The 19,172-nt window shown below is 64.6% G+C and carries 19 protein-coding genes; 11 read left to right on the top strand and 8 right to left on the bottom strand.

Translation table 11 applies throughout. The features are described from left to right. The first annotated feature begins 110 nt into the window (after positions 1 to 110). Positions 111 to 1,544 carry an aldehyde dehydrogenase family protein gene (locus BraRD5C2_RS09875; RefSeq protein WP_223968086.1) on the top strand — a complete coding sequence of 478 codons (1,434 nt, stop codon included), beginning with the start codon at positions 111 to 113 and terminating at the stop codon, positions 1,542 to 1,544. Between the two features lie 208 nt (positions 1,545 to 1,752). Here the strand turns inward: BraRD5C2_RS09875 and BraRD5C2_RS09870 are convergent, their stop codons facing one another. Next, positions 1,753 to 2,715 (bottom strand): SMP-30/gluconolactonase/LRE family protein, encoded by a 963-nt coding sequence (locus BraRD5C2_RS09870; protein ID WP_223968085.1) that lies wholly within the window; start codon positions 2,713 to 2,715, stop codon positions 1,753 to 1,755. A gap of 113 nt (positions 2,716 to 2,828) precedes the next feature. Here BraRD5C2_RS09870 and BraRD5C2_RS09865 point away from each other — a divergent pair, with 113 nt between their 5' ends. After that, positions 2,829 to 3,650, top strand: coding sequence for an NAD-dependent epimerase/dehydratase family protein (locus BraRD5C2_RS09865; RefSeq protein WP_223968084.1), 822 nt, complete (start codon positions 2,829 to 2,831; stop codon positions 3,648 to 3,650). Here the strand turns inward: BraRD5C2_RS09865 and BraRD5C2_RS09860 are convergent, their stop codons facing one another. Both BraRD5C2_RS09860 and BraRD5C2_RS09855 read right to left on the bottom strand, forming a co-directional pair. After that, positions 3,651 to 4,220 (bottom strand): invasion associated locus B family protein, encoded by a 570-nt coding sequence (locus BraRD5C2_RS09860; RefSeq protein WP_223968083.1) that lies wholly within the window; start codon positions 4,218 to 4,220, stop codon positions 3,651 to 3,653. It abuts the gene before it with no gap. Between the two features lie 35 nt (positions 4,221 to 4,255). After that, on the bottom strand, positions 4,256 to 4,948 hold the full coding sequence (locus tag BraRD5C2_RS09855) for a GntR family transcriptional regulator (RefSeq protein ID WP_223968082.1): 693 nt from the start codon (positions 4,946 to 4,948) through the stop codon (positions 4,256 to 4,258). A 172-nt stretch (positions 4,949 to 5,120) separates the two neighbouring features. On the opposite strand from BraRD5C2_RS09855, the gene BraRD5C2_RS09850 reads away from it, so the two are divergent. The 4 genes from BraRD5C2_RS09850 to BraRD5C2_RS09835 all read left to right on the top strand — a co-directional run bounded on the left by BraRD5C2_RS09850 (position 5,121) and on the right by BraRD5C2_RS09835 (position 10,057). Continuing rightward, positions 5,121 to 6,824, top strand: a complete 1,704-nt coding sequence (locus BraRD5C2_RS09850) for an IlvD/Edd family dehydratase (protein ID WP_223968081.1) — start codon at positions 5,121 to 5,123, stop codon at positions 6,822 to 6,824. A gap of 164 nt (positions 6,825 to 6,988) precedes the next feature. Beyond that, positions 6,989 to 7,990: a TRAP transporter substrate-binding protein gene (locus BraRD5C2_RS09845; RefSeq protein WP_212311261.1), complete on the top strand. Its 1,002-nt coding sequence runs from the start codon at positions 6,989 to 6,991 to the stop codon at positions 7,988 to 7,990. A gap of 145 nt (positions 7,991 to 8,135) precedes the next feature. Further along, positions 8,136 to 8,720 carry a TRAP transporter small permease gene (locus BraRD5C2_RS09840; protein WP_223968080.1) on the top strand — a complete coding sequence of 195 codons (585 nt, stop codon included), beginning with the start codon at positions 8,136 to 8,138 and terminating at the stop codon, positions 8,718 to 8,720. Further along, positions 8,717 to 10,057 carry a TRAP transporter large permease gene (locus BraRD5C2_RS09835; RefSeq protein WP_176532731.1) on the top strand — a complete coding sequence of 447 codons (1,341 nt, stop codon included), beginning with the start codon at positions 8,717 to 8,719 and terminating at the stop codon, positions 10,055 to 10,057. The genes BraRD5C2_RS09840 and BraRD5C2_RS09835 overlap by 4 nt, the downstream gene beginning before the upstream one ends. Here the strand turns inward: BraRD5C2_RS09835 and BraRD5C2_RS09830 are convergent. Together BraRD5C2_RS09830 and BraRD5C2_RS09825 are read right to left on the bottom strand one after the other, a co-directional pair. After that, a complete protein-coding gene (locus BraRD5C2_RS09830) occupies positions 10,054 to 10,626 on the bottom strand; it encodes a histidine phosphatase family protein (RefSeq protein WP_223968079.1) in 573 nt (190 codons plus the stop codon). The two genes, BraRD5C2_RS09835 and BraRD5C2_RS09830, sit on opposite strands and share 4 nt — an antisense overlap. A 4-nt stretch (positions 10,627 to 10,630) precedes the next feature. Further along, the gene (locus BraRD5C2_RS09825) at positions 10,631 to 11,422 is read right to left on the bottom strand and encodes an enoyl-CoA hydratase/isomerase family protein (protein ID WP_223968078.1); all 792 of its coding nucleotides are present in this window, start codon (positions 11,420 to 11,422) and stop codon (positions 10,631 to 10,633) included. A 259-nt stretch (positions 11,423 to 11,681) separates the two neighbouring features. Here BraRD5C2_RS09825 and BraRD5C2_RS09820 point away from each other — a divergent pair, with 259 nt between their 5' ends. Continuing rightward, positions 11,682 to 12,905, top strand: a complete 1,224-nt coding sequence (locus tag BraRD5C2_RS09820; protein WP_223968077.1) for an NAD(P)/FAD-dependent oxidoreductase — start codon at positions 11,682 to 11,684, stop codon at positions 12,903 to 12,905. A gap of 115 nt (positions 12,906 to 13,020) precedes the next feature. On the opposite strand, the gene BraRD5C2_RS09815 is transcribed toward BraRD5C2_RS09820, so the two are convergent. Together BraRD5C2_RS09815 and BraRD5C2_RS09810 are read right to left on the bottom strand one after the other, a co-directional pair. Continuing rightward, the gene (locus BraRD5C2_RS09815) at positions 13,021 to 13,956 is read right to left on the bottom strand and encodes a ribokinase (protein WP_223968076.1); all 936 of its coding nucleotides are present in this window, start codon (positions 13,954 to 13,956) and stop codon (positions 13,021 to 13,023) included. A gap of 21 nt (positions 13,957 to 13,977) precedes the next feature. Beyond that, on the bottom strand, positions 13,978 to 14,871 hold the full coding sequence (locus BraRD5C2_RS09810; protein WP_223968075.1) for a sugar kinase: 894 nt from the start codon (positions 14,869 to 14,871) through the stop codon (positions 13,978 to 13,980). Positions 14,872 to 15,092: 221 nt separating this feature from the next. Here BraRD5C2_RS09810 and BraRD5C2_RS09805 point away from each other — a divergent pair, with 221 nt between their 5' ends. The 3 genes from BraRD5C2_RS09805 to BraRD5C2_RS09795 all read left to right on the top strand — a co-directional run bounded on the left by BraRD5C2_RS09805 (position 15,093) and on the right by BraRD5C2_RS09795 (position 18,001). Continuing rightward, positions 15,093 to 15,953, top strand: a complete 861-nt coding sequence (locus BraRD5C2_RS09805) for a VOC family protein (protein ID WP_223968074.1) — start codon at positions 15,093 to 15,095, stop codon at positions 15,951 to 15,953. Positions 15,954 to 16,299: 346 nt separating this feature from the next. Next, a complete protein-coding gene (locus tag BraRD5C2_RS09800; protein ID WP_223968073.1) occupies positions 16,300 to 16,956 on the top strand; it encodes a TetR/AcrR family transcriptional regulator in 657 nt (218 codons plus the stop codon). 235 nt (positions 16,957 to 17,191) lie between these two features. Then, positions 17,192 to 18,001, top strand: a complete 810-nt coding sequence (locus tag BraRD5C2_RS09795) for an ABC transporter permease (RefSeq protein WP_223968072.1) — start codon at positions 17,192 to 17,194, stop codon at positions 17,999 to 18,001. On the opposite strand, the gene BraRD5C2_RS09790 is transcribed toward BraRD5C2_RS09795, so the two are convergent. Continuing rightward, entirely contained in the window at positions 17,998 to 18,159 is a 162-nt protein-coding gene (locus BraRD5C2_RS09790; protein WP_223968071.1) for a hypothetical protein, read from the bottom strand. The genes BraRD5C2_RS09795 and BraRD5C2_RS09790 overlap by 4 nt on opposite strands. 15 nt (positions 18,160 to 18,174) lie before the next feature. Here BraRD5C2_RS09790 and BraRD5C2_RS09785 point away from each other — a divergent pair, with 15 nt between their 5' ends. Beyond that, the gene (locus tag BraRD5C2_RS09785) at positions 18,175 to 19,170 is read left to right on the top strand and encodes an ABC transporter substrate-binding protein (RefSeq protein ID WP_223968070.1); all 996 of its coding nucleotides are present in this window, start codon (positions 18,175 to 18,177) and stop codon (positions 19,168 to 19,170) included. Positions 19,171 to 19,172 lie beyond the last annotated feature (2 nt).

The raw sequence follows: 19,172 nt of genomic DNA, 5'->3' as shown, positions 1-19,172 counted from the left end.
CGAGCCGCGCCCCGCATATGGCGGGTTCAATTCGCCCTGCTTTCGTGCAAGGATGCCTGCCGAACGCTTTCCGTTCCCCTTATCCATACGCCCCCTACAAGAGGTTTCCGATGGTCAATCGTATGCAATTCTACATCGATGGCGCCTGGGTCGATCCGGTCGTCAAAGGCAAGTCCACCCCCGTCGTCAATCCGGCGACTGAAGAAGCGATGTATGAGATTGCGCTCGGCTCCAAAGCCGATGTCGACAAGGCAGTCGCCGCCGCCAAGCGCGCGTTCGAGACCTATTCCCAGACCAGCCGTGAGGAGCGCGTCGCGCTGCTCACCAAGGTCGTCGAGGTCTACAAGGGCCGCATGAAGGAGATCGGCGCCGCCGTCTCCGACGAGATGGGCGCTCCGCTGCCGATGGCCGAGAAGCTGCAGGCCGGCGCCGGCCTCGGCCATCTCATGAACACCCTCGAAGTGCTCAAGAAGTACGAGTTCGAGGAGACCATGGGCACCGCCGTGATCGTGCGCGAGCCGGTCGGCGTGATCGGCATGATCACCCCCTGGAACTGGCCACTCAACCAGATCGCCTGCAAGGTCGCGCCCGCGCTCGCCGCCGGCTGCACCATGATCCTGAAGCCGTCGGAGTTCACCCCGACCTCGGCGCTGATCTTCGCGGAAATCCTCCATGAAGCCGGCGTGCCGAAGGGCGTGTTCAACCTCCTCAACGGCCTCGGCCCGGAGGTGGGTGCCGCGATGAGCGAGCATCCGGACATCGACATGATCTCGTTCACCGGCTCGACCCGCGCCGGCGTCGATGTCGCCAAGCGTGCGGCGCCGACCGTGAAGCGCGTCAGCCAGGAGCTCGGCGGCAAGTCGCCGAACGTCATCCTCGAGGGTGCCGACCTCGCCAAGGCGGTGACCGGCGGCGTGATGCACATGTTCAACAACTCGGGCCAGTCCTGCAATGCGCCGTCGCGCATGATCGTGCCGCTCTCCAAGATGAAGGAAGTGGCCGCGATCGCGAAGGGCGTCGCCGACAAGACCAAGGCCGGTGATCCGCGCGCCGACGGCACGACGATCGGTCCGGTGGTCAACCGCGGCCAGTGGGACAAGATCCAGGCGCTGATCCAGAAGGGCATCGACGAGGGCGCAACGCTCGTCGCCGGTGGTCCGGGCCTGCCCGAGGGCGTCAACAAGGGCTTCTATGTCCGTCCGACCATCTTCGCCGACGTCACCAACGACATGACGATCGCCCGCGAGGAAATCTTCGGACCGGTGCTGACCATCCTCGGCGCCAAGGACGAAGCAGAAGCTGTGAAGATCGCCAACGACACGCCGTATGGTCTCGCCGGCTACGTCTCGGCCGACACCGTGGAAACCGCGCGCCGCGTCGGCCGCCAGATCCGCGCCGGCAACGTCAACCTGCAAGGCGTGCCGAACGAGCGCTCCGCGCCGTTCGGCGGCTACAAGCAGTCCGGCAACGGCCGCGAGTGGGGCCGTTACGGTCTGGAAGAATATCTCGAGGCCAAGGCAGTCGCCGGCTACAACGCCGCGTAAGCCGAGCCACGAGAGATAACATTTTGGCGCCGGGGCGGATCACCGCTCCGGCGTCAGACGTTTGGAGGATGCTTATTCATCGTCGTCCCGGCGGAGGCCGGGACCCATTACCACCGGCCTTCGTTTTGCGAAGAGCGCGGCTTTAGCTAACTGAACCAAGATCCATCGGTGGTTATGGGTCCCGGCCTTCGCCGGGACGACGAGCGACCTAACCGCCGAGCGCGCCTTGGGTGTTGACGTAGAGCGCATAGATCGACTGGCTCGCCGCCATGAACAGGCGGTTGCGCTTCAGTCCGCCGAAGCAGAGGTTGGCGCAGCGCTCCGGCAGCGCGATGCGGCCGATCATGACGCCGTCGGGCGCGAACACCACGACGCCGTCGAGTTCGGGATCGCCCATGCCCCAGCCGCACCACAGATTGCCATCGATGTCGCAGCGCATCCCGTCGGGCGTGCCGGGGCCGGCGTCGATGAACACGCGTTTGTTGGAGATTGTCTTGCCGTCGGCGGAGACGTCATAGGCGAGGATCTTGCGGTTCGGCTCGCCGCGGGATTCCACGACGTATAGGATCTTCTCGTCCGGCGAGAAGCACAGCCCGTTCGGGCCGAGCACGCCCTCGGCGACGATGCTGGCCTTGCCGGTTTCGGGATCGAGCCGGTAGACGTTGGGCTCGATCTCCGGATCGGCCTTGTAGCCCTCGTAATTGCCGAGCAGGCCGAAGATCGGATCGGTGAACCAGATCGCGCCGTCGGATTTCACCACGACGTCGTTCGGCGAGTTCAGCCGCTTGCCGCCGAAGGAATCGATCAGCACCGTAATCGATCCGTCATATTCGGTGCGCACCACACGGCGACCGCCATGCTCGCAGGTGATCAGCCGGCCCAGACGGTCGCGAGTGTTGCCGTTGGCGAAGTTCGACGGCTTGCGGAAGATGCTGACCGCGCCGGTCTCTTCCTCCCATTTGAGGATGCGCTGGTTCGGGATGTCGCTGCACAACAGATAGCGGCCGTCGCCGAACCACACCGGACCTTCGGCCCAGCGCAGGCCGGTGGCGATGCGCTCAACGGCGGAGAGTTTCAGCCAGTATTTCTCGAAGCGCGGGTCGAGCGCGTGGATCGCGGGATCGGGATAACAGGTCGCGGGACGCCAGCCGGCGGAATGAACATCGGACATTTGCTGTTCTCGTTGTTGTGTTTCGATGGTGTTTCCTTGAGCGCATGGTTTGCTATCATTGTCGGCCTGCGACCGCAATTCGGCTGCAGCAAACAGGAAAGACGAGGGACGGCATGCCACGCATACTGATGACCGGCGCATCGGGGGGAATCGGCACGAGCCTGCGCAAGCTGCTGCCGCCGATCTATCCGGATCTCCTGCTGAGCGACATCAAGCCGCCCGCCGATCTCGGCAGCAACGAAAAATTCAAGGCGGCCGATCTCGCCGACCTCGCTGAGGTCGAGGCGGTCTGCGAGGGCGTCGAGGGCATCCTGCATTTCGGTGGCTATTCGGTCGAAGGTTCCTGGGATGCGATCCTGCAGGCCAACATCATCGGCGGCTACAATCTGTTCGAGGCGGCGCGCAAGAAGGGCGTCAAGCGCGTGATCTTCGCCTCGTCCAATCACGCGGTCGGCTTCTATCCGCGCCATCACCGTATCGGCACCGACGTTACCGCGCGTCCGGACAGTCGTTACGGGGTGAGCAAGGTGTTCGGCGAGGGCGTCGGCGCGCTCTATGCCGACAAGCACGGCATCAAGGTGACCTGCATCCGGATCGGCAATTTCGGCGAGGCGCCGCTCGATCACCGCCGGCTCTCGATCTGGCTCAAGCCCGAGGATCTGGTGCAGCTCTGCCGCATCGGGCTTGAACATCCCGACATTCATTTCGAGGTGCTGTACGGCGCGTCCTACAACGAGCGCTCGTGGTGGGACAATCATCGCGCCTACGATCTCGGCTATCGTCCGAGCGGCCGTGGCGAAGACTTCCGCGAGCATGCGATGGCCGAGCAGGCCAAGCTGCCGCCCGATCCTGTCGGCGATTATTACCAGGGCGGCACGTTCTGCAGCATGGAGTTCGACGGCGACATGACGAGGGTGATCGACTGGAAGAAATGATCAGTCGTCGCACTGCGGCAGCTGCTTGACCGCCTCGGTGTGCTCCCGTTGCGGCTCGTTCGAGCCTTGCCCGGATGCCTTTGGTGCGCTTCCGGGCCCGTCATAGGTCTGGGAAAAGTGCGCGAGCGGGAAGCTGAGGCTGATCTTCTGCCCGGTCAGGTTCTTTGCCTCTACCACGATCGTTTGCGCGTGCTTCAGCCGCTCGATCAGTTCGCCATTGGCCTCCAGCGTGCCGCCGCAGCCGAGCGTGTAGCAGTGCGTCCTGGCGACCTGCATCGGCTCGTCCTGATCGATCCGCAGGCTGATCGTGCCTTCCAGCATGGTCCGCGTGCCGACATTCGCGGTGAGCAGCGCGCGCGTGCTGGTCTGTGGCGAGACGCTGATGGAGCCGCCCGACGGCGCGCACTGGCCGCGTGCGGCGGCGGCGACGAAGCAGCTCGCCTCGGTCAGGCAGGTCTTGGTCCAGGGCTCATACGTGAGCTCGGTCGCGCGCGGATCGGCCGCGTCGGCAATTCCACCGAGTGCGAGCTGCACGGCGAACGATCCCATCAACAAGGCCACGTAACGCATCGCCGTCTCCTTCGCGAGGAAGGCCGCGTATCGCGCTATTGCGGCTTTTTGTCGTTGGAGATGCGGACGAGATAATCCGCCTTGCTGTACTGCATGTGATCGACGCAGAGCTGCGCCAGCGCCCAGCTGTCGCGGCCTCTCAGGAGCTCGATCATCAATTCGTGCTGGCGGCGCGACAATGCGAGCCCCTCGCTGTCGGCGAGGTTCTTGGCGCGCATCGGCAGCGTCAGGTTCATGTAGTCCTGCAGCGAGCGCACCAGGTAGGGATTCCCGCAGGCGGAGAACAGCGCGAGGTGGAACGCATCGTTGGTCTCATGGATTCCGCGCATGTCCTGCGCGTCGGCCTTGATACAGTAATGCCGTTGCAGCTCGCTCAATTGGTCGATCAGGCTGTCAGGCGCGGGGAGGGTGATCATTAGCGCGGCCTGGCGCGTGAGCATCTCGCGCACCTCGTAGATCTGCCGCACTTCCTCCGCCGAATAGAACCGCACCGTGGCGCCGACATTCTTCTCGCGCAGCACGATGCCCTGACGTTCGAGCTGGAACAGCGCCTGGCGGACGAAATGCCGGCTCGCGCCGTAGCGCTGCATCAGGGTATCCTCGACCAGCCGCAGGCCGGGCGCGAAGCGGCCGAAGATGATGTCCTCCTCCAGCCGGCGGATCACTTCCGCCTGCTCCTCCTCCCGCGAGGGGGCCTGGAGTTCGGGCAAGATGGGTTCGGCTGTCATGCGCGCTCGGCTTCGGGTCGATACCGGAGGTCAGCATGACGCCATGGCTATTGTCAATAATGGGGGCGATTTTGCCGCAGACCAGCCGCGCTCTACAGCCAGATTATCTCATATTGACAATAATTCTCGCCGCTCCTTAAGTGCGGCCGAACAACCACGGGAAGAGAAGAAAATGGCCGACGGACTTCGCAAGGGACTGACCAGCTATGGTGACGCGGGCTTCTCGCTGTTCCTGCGCAAGGCCTTCATCAAGGCGATGGGCTATTCGGATGATGCGCTCAACCGCCCGATCGTCGGCATCACCAACACCTACAGCGACTACAATCCCTGCCACGGCAACGTCCCGCAGATCATCGAAGCGGTGAAGCGCGGCGTGATGCTGTCGGGCGCGATGCCGTTCGTGTTCCCGACCATCTCGATTGCCGAAAGCTTTGCGCATCCGACCTCGATGTACCTGCGCAACCTGATGGCGATGGATACCGAGGAGATGATCCGCGCCCAGCCGATGGATTCCGTGATCGTGATCGGCGGCTGCGACAAGACTTTGCCGGCGCAGCTCATGGCTGCCATCAGCGCCGATCTGCCGACCGTTGTGAACCCGGTCGGGCCGATGGTGGTCGGTCATCACAAGGGCGAGGTGCTCGGCGCCTGCACCGATTGCCGCCGGCTGTGGGGCAAGTATCGCGCCGGGGAGATCGACGATGTCGAGATCGAGGCGGTGAACGGCCGTCTCGCGCCGTCGGTCGGCACCTGCATGGTGATGGGCACGGCCTCCACCATGGCCTGCATCACCGAGGCGCTCGGCCTGTCGCTGCCGATGAGCGCGACGATCCCGGCGCCACATGCCGAACGCTTTCGTTCCGCGGAGGCCAGCGGCCGCGTCGCCGCCGAAATGGCGAAGACCAAGGGACCGAAGCCGAGCGAGATCCTGACGCCGTCGTCGTTCCGCAACGCCCAGGTCGTGATGCAGGCGATCGGCGGCTCGACCAACGGGCTCATTCACCTCACGGCGATCGCCAACCGCTCGCCGCACAAGATCGATCTCGAGGCGTTCGACAAGCTCGGCCGCGAGGTGCCCGTGCTGGTCGACCTCAAGCCCTCGGGTGAGCATTACATGGAGCATTTCCATCACGCCGGCGGCGTGCCGAAGCTGATGGCCCAGCTTGGCGACCTCATCGATCTCGATGCCAGGACGATTACCGGTCAGACCTTGCGCGAGGTCGTCGCCAATGCCGAGGACGTGCCGGGGCAGGATGCGATCCGCCCCAAGACCAACCCGATCAAGTCCGAAGGCGCGATGGCGATCCTGCACGGCAATCTCGCGCCGCGCGGTGCCGTCATCAAGCAGTCGGCGGCGAGCCCAAAGCTCTTGCAGCACACCGGCCGTGCCGTGGTGTTCGAGTCGGTCGAGGACATGACGCTGCGGGTCGACGACCCCGCGCTCGACGTGACCGCCGACGACGTGCTGGTACTGCGCAACGCCGGCCCCAAGGGCGCGCCGGGCATGCCGGAGGCGGGCTACCTGCCGATCCCGAAGAAGCTCGCGCGCACCGGCGTGAAGGACATGGTCCGTATCTCCGATGCGCGGATGAGCGGCACGGCGTTCGGCACCATCGTGCTGCACATCACGCCGGAGTCCGCCGTCGGCGGTCCGCTCGGCCTGGTGCGCAACGGCGACATGATCCGGCTCGATGTTGCCAAGCGCAGCATCGATCTCTTGGTCGACGAAGCCGAGTTGCAGAAGCGTCGCGCCGCGCTGACCCCTGCCGGCACGCCGGACTGGGCCAGGCGCGGCTACGCGCATCTCTTCAACGAGACGATCCTGCAGGCCGACGAGGGCTGCGATTTCGACTTCATGCGCGCCAAGGGCAAGTAACTGGCAAGTCGCGTGTGTCGTTCGGCGAAATTGCCGAATTGTCGATAATTTCAGCGATGCAGTGCACGATAGCGCCTGCCGTCGTCTAATTCCTTCTGTTTTATTGACAATCCCGCGGGACTGGTGGGATGATCGCGTCAATCAAAAACAGGGGGAACGTCGCGATGGGCTATTCAGCCAGGATCGTCGGGATCGCCATGGCCGCGGCAGCGCTGCTGCTGACGGCGCGCGCCGGCGCGCAGGAGGTCAAGCACTTCCGCTTCGCCTATGACCAGCCGCGCAACACCGGCTATTCGGTCGCCGGCGATCTGTTCGCCGAGAAGCTCAAGGAATTGAGCAAGGGGACGATGATCGTCGACCAATATCCCGGCGCGCAACTCGGCCAGGAGCCGCAGCTGCTGCAGCTCGTGAAATCAGGCGATATCGAGTTCGCGATCGTCTCCTCCGCCAACACGGCGACGATCTCGCCGCAGGCCGGCGTGATGTCGCTGCACTTCCTGTTCCGCAACGACGCCCATGTGATCAAGGCGCTGGCGGACCCGCAGGTGTTCGACGCCATCAGGACGATGATCGACGAGACTGCGCAGGGCCTGCATGTGATCGGCACCGGTTCGCAGGGCGTCCGCCACATCTACAGCAAGAAGGAAATCCACAACGTCGGCGACCTCAAGGGCGTGAAGGTCCGGGTGCAGGCGACCGCGACCGAGGACACCATGTTCCCGGCCTATGGCGCGCAGACGGTTCATATGCCGTTCGGCAGCGTCTACACCTCGCTGCAAACCGGCGTGGTCGACGCCGCCGAGAACAGCATCAACGTCTATCTCGTCAACAAGCACTATGAGGTCGCGCCGGTGCTGTCGATCACCGAGCACGAGGCCAACAATGCGCTGCTGTTCGTCTCCGACAAGCTGTGGCAGAGCCTGTCCGCCGAGCAGAAGCAATGGGTGCAGGCGGCCGCCAACGAGGTCAGCGCCAAGGAGCCGCAGAAGGCCTTCGAGCTCGAGCGGAATGCGCTGACCAAGCTGAAGTCGTTCGGCGTCAAAGTGGTCGATGATGTGGACAAGAAGAGTTTTACCGCGATCGCCGATCCCTATCTCGACAAGCTCGCCAAGGAGCTTGGCCCGCACGCGGAGAAGATCAAGAATTTGATCCGCGCGATCAACTGAACGGACGCCCCACGTCGTCCCGGCGAAGGCCGGGACCCATCCGCCGCGGCCCTTCAGTTGAGCGATTAGGTCGCCAACTTTCTGCAAGCAACTCGAGCCGGGGGTTATGGGTCCCGGCCTTCGCCGGGACGACGGAGTTTGAAGCATGGCCATCGCCGACAGACTGGTGCTGCAACGGCAGCGGCACCTGAAATGGCGGGCGCTGGACCGGCTCGAGCTGATCCTGATGATGCTGTGCGGCCTGTTGTGCTTCGGCTTCTCGCTCTCGGTCACCGCCGACATCGTCACCCGCACCATCGGTCATCCCTGGCTCTGGCTTCAGGAGGTGACCTCGACGCTATTCATCTACGCGATCTTCATTGGCGCCGCGGTCGCGACCAGGCGCAACGATCATCTCTATCTCACCGCGCTCTCGGAGGCGATGCACGGCAGGTCGCGGCTGGCCGTCGAGATCGTCATCCGCCTGGTGGTGCTGGGCGTTGCCTTCTGCCTCGTCTGGTACGGTTATCAAAATTACCTCCGCGGCTTCGGCAGTTTCCGGCTGCCGTCCGGCACGCCGATCGCGTCGCTCTATGCGGTGATTCCCCTGTCCGGCATCCTGATCGGCCTGTTCACGATCGAGCAGCTCGTCAACGGCATCCGCAACGGCTTTGATCATCCGGAGCCGCCGGACGAGGATCTTGCGATTCCTGCGATCAACACCAGTGCCACCACGGGAGTGCAGCCGTGAGCGCACCGGTCGTGCTCGTGCTGATGTCGTCCTGCTTCCTGTTCTTCGGTTATCTCGGCGTGCCCGTGCCGTTCTCGCTGATGGCCGGCGTATTCGTCGGCGCAATGCTGTCGGATGTCTCGCTTGCCGCGATCATTCAGAAAATATTCGACGGCGTCGATTCCGAGGCGCTGCTTGCGATCCCGTTCTTCCTGCTGGTCGGCGAGCTCATGAGCTCGGCGAATGTCGTGGTCCGCATCGCCAACCTGTCGGTCTCGCTGGTCGGGCATATCAGGGGCGGGCTGTCGCAGGTCGTCGTCGTGTTCAGCATGTTTTTCTCGGAAATGTCCGGCTCGACCACCGCCGACGTCGCTGTCATGAGCCGGGCGCTCGGCGGGCCGATGCGGCGGGAGGGCTATGAGCCGGCCTTCATCGCCGCGATCATCGCCTCGGCCTCGACCATCGCGGCGCTGGTGCCGCCGAGCATCACGGCGGTGGTCTATGGCGCGGTCGGCAACGTCTCGATCGCCGGCCTGTTCATGGCGGGCGTGGTGCCCGGGCTGATGATCGGCTTCGGGCTGATGATCTATTGCTATTTCTTCGGTCCGTCAGGCCTGCGCAAGCCGCGCGCGCCGCTGCGCCAGATCGCATTCGCTGCCGGCGACGCCGCGCTGCCGCTGATGATCCCGGTGATCCTGCTCGGCGGCATCCTGACCGGCTGGTTCACGCCGACCGAGGCCGGCGTGGTCGCGGTCGCCTATATCATCCTCGTCGTGATCCCGGCGCTGAACCGCGGGCACCTGAAGAAGATCCCGTATGATTTTTGTCTCGCCGGCCTGATCTTCTCGCTGCCGCTGATCACGATCGGGGCGGCGAACGCTTTCGGCTGGATGCTGGCCTATCTGCGCGGCGCCATCTACATCGCCGACTGGATCACCTCGATCGCCGGCAACGATCCGCACCTCATCATGCTCTTGATGGTGCTGCTGTTCACCGTGGTCGGCGACTTCATCGAGCCGGTGCCGACCATCATCATCTTCATGCCGCTGGTGAACGCGTTGACCCAGGCCGGTGACATCAACGGCGTGCATATGGGCGTCGTGCTGATCGCAACACTTGCCTTCGGCCTGATCACGCCGCCCTATGGGCTAGTGCTGCTGATGGCCTCGAAATTCGTCGGCATCAGCTTTGCGAAAGCGCTGCGGGCGGCGCTGCCGATCTACGTCGTGTTCCTGGTCACGATCTGCTTCACGATCTATTTTCCGAAGGTCGTGCTGTGGCTGCCCAAGCAGGTGATCCCGGAATCGGTCGGCTGCTTCAAGGCACCCGGCGGCACCGGATACATCTGCCCGAACTAATCGATCTGCTCCACCTTCCAGCCATCGCCGTTCCGTGCATAGCGGAACGGCGTCCCGTGACGGTTCTCGAAGAAGCCGCCGCACAGCACCTGCGCCATCGCCTGCATCACGCCGTCATGGCAGACGAACAAGATGTCCGTGCGCGGATGCCGATCCTGCCACGTCGCTACGCAACGCAGCGCGCGTTCGGACACCGCGGGCCATGGTTCGCCATCCGCAGGAAGGACCGAGGTGAGGTCATCCATCGCGGTGATGCCATGCTGTTGCATCGTCTCACGGATCGACTGGCCCTCGAGGCTTCCGAAATCGCACTCGATGATGCCGGCATCGATGCTCACCTCTTTGCCCAGCGTTGCCGCCACGACCTCCGCCGTCTGGACGGCGCGGCGCAGCGGGCTTGCAACGATCGCGGCCAACGCAACGCCCGCTAGCCGCTCAACGGCGACGCGCGCCTGCGCTATGCCGGCCTCGTTCAGGGCATTGTCGGTCAGGCCCTGAAAGCGGCCTTGCCTGTTCCAGTCGGTGGTCCCGTGCCGGAGGCACAGGAACGAGCGCGAGGGAAGCGCCACGCGGTCACTTCGACTTGCTGGTGAACTTCTTCACCGCGACGCGGAAATCCTCGGTGTGCATCGACGTGATGATCTTGTGTTCCTCGGCATCGAGCTGCTGCTTGGTCGGCGTGGTGGCGGCCTGATAGACCAGTGACTTGGTCCCGGCGATCGCGGCGGGCGGATTTTTCGCCAGGCGCTCGGCGAGCTGCCGGGTGGCGGCCTTCAACTCGGCCGCGGGGACGGTCTTGACGACCAGTCCCCATTCATAGGCCTGCTGCGCGGTGAAGCCGTCCTCGGCCAGGAAAATCTGCAGCGCGCGGCGGGTCCCGACCGTGCCGACGATGCCGACCGTGCTGCCGCCGTCGGGCGATACGCCGATCTTGGCATAGGCGGGCGTGAAGCGGGCATCCTCCGCGGCGATGCACAGGTCGGTCACGAAGGCGAGGCCCATGCCGGCGCCGGCCGCCGACCCGTGCACGCTGGACAGTACGATCTTCGGCATCCGCCGAACCGTCTCGATGAAGGCATGGTAGTGATGCAGCATCTCGCCGACCACGGGCGCGATGTTGTTGGCTTCGGTCGCAGCACCGATGGTTTGCAGATCGCCGCCGGCGCAGAAGGCGCGGCCTTCGCCCTCGATGACCAGCACGCGGACGTCCTTGTTGGCTTCGACCTCGGCGCCGAGCTGCTCGAGCTTTTTGGCGATCGTCATGTCGATCGCATTGAACGCGGCCGGCCGGTTCAGCGTGATGGTCGCAATCGCGCCGTCGATGCGGAGCAGGGCAGGGTCGTTGGCGGAGGCGGGTGCTGGCATTTTGAAGACCTTGGGCTTGTTATTTCCGGACATTTAAGGCCTTGCCGGGAGCCGTGGCAATCCGGCCCGGCGTCCCAGGGCGGCTTTCGGGTGCCCAGATTTGCCCGGGACCCCCTTGCATCAGCGCGAGCCATGGGGCCAAATAGCGCGCGCCTTCGGTACGCAGACACGAGCGCTGTGGTGACGGGGCACGCAAGCTAACATCGACAAGAGGAAACGGGATGGGTCACTCCTGCTCGCGCGTATTTGGGTTGTTCCGATGACAGGCTCGGTCATCATCGTCGGCGCCGGACATGCCGGCTTCCAGCTCGCGGCGTCGTTGCGCCAGGCCGGCTTTGCCGAGCGCATCGCCCTGCTCAATGACGAAGGTCATTTGCCGTACCAGCGGCCGCCTTTGTCGAAGGCCTATCTGAAAGGGACCGGCGGGCCCGAGACCCTGATGTTCCGGCCCGACAAATTCTACCAGGACAACAAGATTGAGCTGATCACCGATCGCGCCCATGCGGTCGACCGCAACGTGCGGAAGGTGGCGCTGGCCTCCGGCACGTCGCTCGACTACGGCCATCTGGTGTTCGCGACCGGCGCGCGGAACCGGCTGCTCGATATTCCCAACGCAAAGCTCGACGCCGTCCGCTACCTGCGCATCCTCGACGAGAGCCAGGCGCTGCGCGATCTGCTCGCACCCGGCATGCGCGTCGTCGTGATCGGCGCGGGCTTCATCGGGCTCGAATTCGCGGCCACCGCGCGAGCCAAGGGCCTCGAGGTCGACGTGGTCGAGCTCGCCTCGCGCGTGATGGCGCGCGCGGTGACCGCGGAGATTTCCGAGTTCTCGCAGTCGCGCCACGGCGCGGCCGGCATCCGGATCCACCTCGGGGTGCAGGTCACGGCGATCGAGGCCGATGGCGCCAAGGTCACCGGCGTCAGCCTGAGCAATGGGACGAACATCCCGGCCGATCTCGTCGTGGTCGGCGTCGGCGTGCTGCCGAATGTCGAGCTCGCTGCGGAGGCCGGCCTGCCGGTCGCATCGGGCATCATCGTCGACGAGCATCTCTCGACCGCCGATCCGAATATCTCCGCGATCGGCGATTGCGCGCTCTACACCAGCAAGCGCTTCGGCGGATCGCTGCGGCTCGAGTCGGTGCAGAATGCGACCGACCATGCGCGCTGCGTGGCGTCGCGGCTGACCGGCAAGACCGAGGTCTATGACGGCCTGCCGTGGTTCTGGAGCGACCAGGGCCCCGACAAGCTGCAGATGGCGGGTCTTACCACCGGCTACGACCGCGTCGTGGTGCGCGGCGACCGCGCGCAAGGGGCGTTCTCGGCGTTCTGCTATCGCGGTGACAGGCTGCTCGGCATCGAGTCGGTCAACCGTGCCGGCGACCACATGTTCGGGCGCCGGCTGCTCGGCGCGGGCGGTTCGATCACGCCGGAACAGGCGGTGGATACGGGCTTTGATTTGAAGAGTGCGCTGGCACAAATGTAAGCAAGCGTCGTCCCGGCCGAGTGCGCGATTGCGCACGGAGCCGGGATCCATACTCCGCGGCCTATGTTGTGAACAGGATCGTCGTTCCAGCGCCGCACAACATTGAGATTTGTGGTTATGGGTCCCGGCCTTCGCCGGGACGACTCGGGGAGAGAATAGCGGTCACCTCCTGCGCCGTCGGCATCGACGGCGCGGCCCCCATCCGTTGCACGCAAATCGAGGCGGCAATGTTGGCGTAGGCCAGCACGTCGCCGAGCGGCTTGCCGCTGGCGAGCTGCGAGGCGAGGGCACCGACGAAGCAATCGCCGGCGCCTGTGGTGTCGACGGCCTTGACCTCGCGTCCCGGCACGAGCAGCGGCTGGTCCTCGACCAGCGCCAGCACGCCGAGCCTGCCGAGCGTGACGCAGATCGTCTTGCCACGCCCCAGGCTCCGTGCCGCCTCGGCGAAGCGGGAGGGATCATCGCTGTCGCGCAGCTCTGCTCCCGTCAGCAGGCCGAGCTCGGTCTCGTTGAGGATCAGGACATCGACGAGATCGAGCAGCGCCTTGTCGGTCTGTTTCGCCGGTGCCGGATTGAGGATCGTGGTGGCGCCGGCGGCGCGGGCGCGGCTGAAAAATGCGGCGATCGTCGGCAGCGGGATCTCGAACTGGCTGACCGCGACGTCGCCCCTGGCAAGCACGGGTGCCGCGACATCGTCGGCATCGACCAGCCCGTTGGCGCCGGGCACGACCACGATGGTGTTGTCGGCATTGGCGAGCGTGATGATCGCGGTGCCCGAATGCGTGCCGCCGGTGTCCTTGACAAAGCTGAGATCGACGCCTTGCGCGGCAAGGAAGGCGCGAAGCTCCTTGCCGAACGCGTCGGTGCCGAGCCGGCCGACCAGCGTGGTCGGCACGCCCTGCTTGGCCGATGCCACTGCCTGGTTGGCGCCCTTGCCGCCGGGAAAATACAGCACGGCCTCGCCCGCGACCGTCTCGCCTATCTTCGGATGGCGCTCGGCGGTCGCCACCACGTCCATATTGATGCTGCCGGCGACGAAGACGCGCCCCATGCCTTACCCCACTCCGCCCTGTCAGACCGCGGCGCCGAACTCCTGCTTGACGGCCGCGATGTCGGCGAGCGTCGGCAGGCCGGCTTCGTTGCCGAGCTTCTGAATCTTGTAGGTCGACGCCGCGCGCGCAAACTCAAAGTGGTCATGCCAGGCTTTGCCGGGATTGGCGAGATAGGAATAGATGTAAGCGCCATGGAAGACGTCGCCGGCGCCGTTGGTGTCGATCACGCGCTTGCGTGGAATCGGAAATGCCGGCAGCGTTTGCACCGTGCCCGCCTCGTCGTACCAGAGCAGGCCGCGCTCACCCATGGTGATGCCGCCGACCCGGCAGCCGCGGCTCTTGAGATAATCGAGCATCTGCTCCGGCGTCTTGTCCATCTGCTCGCACAGCCGTTCGGCGACGATCGCGACGTCGATGAATGCGAGCAGCTCGTGGGTGTTGGTGCGCAGGCCGCCGCCGTCGAGCGAGGTCAGGATGCCGTCTTCACGGCAGAGCTTTGCGTAATGGATCGCGGCGTCCGGCTGGTGGCCGTCGATGTGCAGCGCGCGGCAGCCCTTGATGTTCAGCAGCGGAAAGGGATGGATGTGCTGGTCGTCGCGGCAGCGGACGATGGCGCGCTTGCCGTCGTTGGGCATGATGAAGGACAGCGAGGAGGAGTTCACCTTGCGGGGATGGAACGAGATGCCGTACCTGTCGGCCATGTCCCAGAACATCCGTCCCAGCCAGTCATTGGCCATGGTAGCGATCAGGTCCGGCTCGACGCCGAGCTTGGCGCAGCAGAACGCCGCGGTCACCGCGTTGCCGCCGAACGACACCGCATAGGCGTCTGCAACGTGCTTCTCGTCGCCGACCGGCATGTGATCCGTGATGAAGGTGACGTCGATATAGGTCTGTCCAATGAAGAGAGCCTGCATTCGCTTCCCGTGATCGCTTGGTGTGGTCCCGGCCGACGATCAGACTAGCACCGCTGATCGGCCGATATCGCTGAAATTATTCGCATCCCAGCTTGGTTTACAGGTAGAGATGATGGATGTGCCGGGCCGTTCTGGTATGCGGCATAACGGCCGGTGGCAGGCCGCAGTTCCGAGATCGTAAGGAGAAGCACAATGACGGCAGATTCGAGGAGGCCAGAGCCATGATTACCGGTCTCGATCATGTCGTCGTCCTCACCGGCGACATTGCCGCCGCCAGCGCCGCCTACGAGACGCTTTTCGCGCGGGCGCCGGCCTGGCGCAACAGCGGCGACGGCGCCGACCGTGTGCTGTTCACGCTCGACAACACGACGCTGGAATTGATGGCGCCGCGCGGCGACGATGATGCCGCCCAGCGCGTCCGCAGCGCGCTCGTCACGCAAGGCGAGGGGCTTGCGAGCCTCTGTTTCCGCACCAGCGATATCGCCAGGACACACCGCAAGCTCGACAGGCTGACCCTGAAGCCCGAGCCCGTCGCCGAGGTCGAGAGCCGCGACGAGATCAGCGGCGCCACGCTGGCGTGGAAGCGGACGCGTGCGGCGACCGATGCGACACGGGGTGTGCGCATGTTCTTCCTGGAGCGCGAGCAGGAGCGGCCGCTATCGGTGCGCACCACGCCGGCCTCGATCACCGCGATGGATCATGTGGTGGTCTCGACCGCCGACCCGGAGCGCGCGGCGGCACTCTATGGTGCGCGGCTCGGGCTCGACATGGCGCTCGACCGGTCACATCCCGAATGGGGCCGGCTGATGTTCTTCCGCTGCGGCGACCTCGTGGTCGAGGTCACGCACCGGCCGGGCAAGGAAAACGTCAAGGCGGAGACGGAAGCGCCGGACCGGCTGCGCGGCATCTGCTGGCGCGTCGCCGATATCGAGGCCACCCGCGCGCGGCTGGTTGCCGTCGGCGTCGACGTCTCGGAGATTCGCACCGGCCGCAAGCCCGGCACGCGCGTGATGACGGTGCGCAACGGCACGTGCGGCGTGCCGACGCTACTGGTGCAGCCCTCACAGGGAAAGCCAGACTAGGCCGCGTTCAATCTGCGCGTCGTCACGACAGCGTGCACCCAGGCATTCCGAGCGCTTATTTCCTTCGTCATTCCGGGGCTCGCGAAGCGAGAGCCCGGAATCCATTCATCACCGGTACATGCGGGTCGATGGATTCCGGGTTCGTGCTGCGCACGCCCTCAGGTGCGCAATTGCGCACCGGGGAATGACGAAAGCCGCACTTGCGAGAAATATTCCCGCATGGCCGTTACGACAACATTCGTTCTCAAACGCCGCGCGTCATGCTACATTCGACAGTTCAGCATCACGGGCGATCGATTTGGCGAAAGCAAAGCGGATACAGAGATGGCAGCGTGACCCCCAGGGGATGCGGCTGCGGATTCTCGAGGCGGCCAAGCAGGAATTCGCCGCCCATGGCCTCGCCGGCGCGCGGGTCGACCGCATCGCGGCCAATGCCGACGCCAACAAGCGCATGCTGTACTACCATGTCGGCAACAAGGAGGATCTCTATCTCGAGGTGCTTGAGGGCGCTTACGAGAAGATCCGCGCCGAGGAGCGCACGCTCGATCTCGAGCATCTCGACCCACCCGAGGCGATCGGGCGCCTGATCGCCTTCACCTGGAACTATTTTCTGCGCAACCCCGAGTTCCTGGCGTTGCTGAACACGGAAAACCTCGCCAAGGCAAAGCACCTGAAGCGCTCGACCAAGGTCAAGTCGATGCACTCGCCCTTTGTCGAGATGATCCGCACCGTGGTGACGCGCGGGGTCGAGAGCGGCGATTTCCGCGACGCGGTCGATCCGGTGCAGCTCTATATCTCGATCGCGGGGCTCGCGTTCTTCTATCTCTCCAACAGCGCCACGCTGAGCGTGATCTTCGGTCGCGACCTGCTCAAGAAAGACGCCCGCGACGAGCGCCTCGAGCACATGACCGCGCTGGTGCTGGCGGCGCTGACCGGCAAGTCCACCGCCGCGTTTGGCAACGCGATGCCGCCGCTGCGCGCGGCGGAACACCGGGTGGTGTGAACGCCAGTGGCCCCGTAGCCCGGATGCGCGAAGCGACATCCGGAACAGACCATCCGCGCGGACGGATTTTCCCTGATATCGCTGTGCTCATCCGGGCTGCGGCGAACCTCCCAAAAAAATCTCGCCTGACGAAAGTCGCGTGCTACGGCGCGATTTTGCTGTGTGCGAGGGCTGGACAGTATTTATCCAACGGGTTAATTTCTGCACGAACACAGAGACGGCAAGGGAGCGTGACGTGGCGGAGGCAAAGAGCCCTTCGGGCGTGTCGAAGGTGCTGAACGCGGCGTGGGTGCGCCCGTTCCTGTTCCTGGTGGTCATCGTGGTGGCGTGGGACCTCGCGATCCGCCTGTTCCGCATCCCGGCCTATCAGATCCCGTCGCCCGGCGACGTCGTCGCGGTGCTGTGGAGCGACTGGCCGGAGTTGCTGCGGCAGTCCTGGCCGACCACCTATGCGACGATCTGCGGTTTCCTGCTCTCGGCGCTGTTCGGCATTCCCACAGCGATGCTGATCGCGGGCTCGAGGACGGTCGAGAGCTACGTCTATCCGCTGCTGGTGTTCTCGCAATCGGTGCCGAAGATCGCGATCGCGCCGCTGTTCGTGGTGTGGTTCGGCTTCGGCATCATCCCCAAGGTGATCTCCGCATTCCTGCTCGGCTTCTTCCCCGTGGTGGTCTCGGCGGTGCAGGGCTTCAAGTCGGTCGATCCCGACATGGTTGACCTCGCGCGCGCGATGCAGGGCAGTCGCTTCAAGGTGTTCTGCGCGGTCAACCTGCCGCACGCGATGCCCGCGATCTTCTCCGGCCTCAAGGTCTCGGTGACGCTCGCCGTGGTCGGCGCCGTGGTCGGCGAGTTCGTCGGCTCCAATTCCGGCATCGGCTATGTGATGCAGCGCTCGATCGGCACCTTCGACCTGCCGACGATGTTCGCGGCGCTGGTGATCCTGGCGCTGCTCGGCGTCATCCTGTTCTGGATCGTCGACCGCATCGAGCGGCTCGTGATCCCCTGGCACGTCAGCCAGCGCGACGACATCATCTTCGCATCCTAGGATTTGTGCACAGAAACAACAGCAAGCGTCATTGCGAGCAGCGATAGCGACGAAGCAATCCATTTCTCCACTTGCTGCACGATGGATTGCTTCGCGGAGCCTGTCATCCGGCGGCGCTTCGCGCCGACCGGGTGGCTCGCAATGACGAAAAAGAACAACGGGAGGATTATCTGATGCGATTGCTCACTGCCGTTATTGCCGCACTGGCCTGGACCGCGCTTGCGGTGGCGCCGGCGTCCGCGGCCGACAAGGTCGTGCTGATGCTGAACTGGTACGTCTATGGCGAGCACGCGCCGTTCTATTACGGCAAGGCCAAGGGCATCTATGCCGCTGAGGGCATCGACCTCGAGATCCAGGAAGGCCGCGGCTCGGCCGCGACCACGCAGGCGGTGGCGGCCAAGACCGCCGATTTCGGCTATGTCGACGTGCCCACGATGATGCGCGCCGCGGTGAAGGGTGCGCCGGTCATCGCCACCGGCGTGCTGCTGCAGACCAGCCCGATGTCGGCGATGGGCTTCGTCGACAAGAACATCAGGAAGCCGGAGGATATCAAGGGCAAGACGGTCGCGATTACGCCCGCGGATTCGATGACGCAGATCTGGCCGCTGTTCCTGAAGAAGACCGGCCTCAAGGAAAGCGATTTCAACACCGTTGCCGGCGACGGCCAGACCAAGCTCAACGCCGTGATCAACGGCCAGGCTGATCTGCTGCTCGGCTACGTCATGGACCAGTCGATGAAGATCAAGGACGCAACGGCTAAGGACGTCTATCCGATCAAGTTCGCCGACTACGGCATCAACATGGTGTCGTCGGGCATCATCGCGAACTCCGACTATGTGAAGGCCAATGCCGACCTGGTCCGCCGCTTCATGTCGGCGACCACAAAGGCGGTGGAGGCCGCGGAGAAGGACCCGAAAACCGCAGCGCAGTCGATCCTCGACGCCAACCCGAAGGGCGGCAAGATCGACACGCTGACGCAAGGGTTCGAACTGACGATCCCGCTCTATCGCACGGCGGAGACGAAGGCCAAGCGGCCGTTTCAGGTCACCGACCAGAACATGACCGAGTCGGTCAATCTGATGGTCGAGTATGGCGGCCTCGACGCCAAGGCGAAAGCCAATCCGAAGGCGTTCTACACCAACGACTATCTGCCGAAGGGTGACTCGTAAGC

Source organism: Bradyrhizobium sp. RD5-C2, from assembly GCF_019972155.1.
GTDB lineage: Bacteria > Pseudomonadota > Alphaproteobacteria > Rhizobiales > Xanthobacteraceae > Bradyrhizobium.
This window is presented reverse-complemented; position numbering and strand designations above follow the sequence as displayed.

Bases quoted from the DNA above. Each gene is read 5' to 3' on its own strand.
- BraRD5C2_RS09875 (WP_223968086.1), top strand. From the start codon at position 111: ATGGTCAATCGTATGCAATTCTACATCGATGGCGCCTGGGTCGATCCG.
- BraRD5C2_RS09870 (WP_223968085.1), bottom strand. From the start codon at position 2,715: ATGTCCGATGTTCATTCCGCCGGCTGGCGTCCCGCGACCTGTTATCCC.
- BraRD5C2_RS09865 (WP_223968084.1), top strand. From the start codon at position 2,829: ATGCCACGCATACTGATGACCGGCGCATCGGGGGGAATCGGCACGAGC.
- BraRD5C2_RS09860 (WP_223968083.1), bottom strand. From the start codon at position 4,220: ATGCGTTACGTGGCCTTGTTGATGGGATCGTTCGCCGTGCAGCTCGCA.
- BraRD5C2_RS09855 (WP_223968082.1), bottom strand. From the start codon at position 4,948: ATGACAGCCGAACCCATCTTGCCCGAACTCCAGGCCCCCTCGCGGGAG.
- BraRD5C2_RS09850 (WP_223968081.1), top strand. From the start codon at position 5,121: ATGGCCGACGGACTTCGCAAGGGACTGACCAGCTATGGTGACGCGGGC.
- BraRD5C2_RS09845 (WP_212311261.1), top strand. From the start codon at position 6,989: ATGGGCTATTCAGCCAGGATCGTCGGGATCGCCATGGCCGCGGCAGCG.
- BraRD5C2_RS09840 (WP_223968080.1), top strand. From the start codon at position 8,136: ATGGCCATCGCCGACAGACTGGTGCTGCAACGGCAGCGGCACCTGAAA.
- BraRD5C2_RS09825 (WP_223968078.1), bottom strand. From the start codon at position 11,422: ATGCCAGCACCCGCCTCCGCCAACGACCCTGCCCTGCTCCGCATCGAC.
- BraRD5C2_RS09820 (WP_223968077.1), top strand. From the start codon at position 11,682: ATGACAGGCTCGGTCATCATCGTCGGCGCCGGACATGCCGGCTTCCAG.
- BraRD5C2_RS09815 (WP_223968076.1), bottom strand. From the start codon at position 13,956: ATGGGGCGCGTCTTCGTCGCCGGCAGCATCAATATGGACGTGGTGGCG.
- BraRD5C2_RS09810 (WP_223968075.1), bottom strand. From the start codon at position 14,871: ATGCAGGCTCTCTTCATTGGACAGACCTATATCGACGTCACCTTCATC.
- BraRD5C2_RS09805 (WP_223968074.1), top strand. From the start codon at position 15,093: ATGATTACCGGTCTCGATCATGTCGTCGTCCTCACCGGCGACATTGCC.
- BraRD5C2_RS09800 (WP_223968073.1), top strand. From the start codon at position 16,300: ATGCGGCTGCGGATTCTCGAGGCGGCCAAGCAGGAATTCGCCGCCCAT.
- BraRD5C2_RS09785 (WP_223968070.1), top strand. From the start codon at position 18,175: ATGCGATTGCTCACTGCCGTTATTGCCGCACTGGCCTGGACCGCGCTT.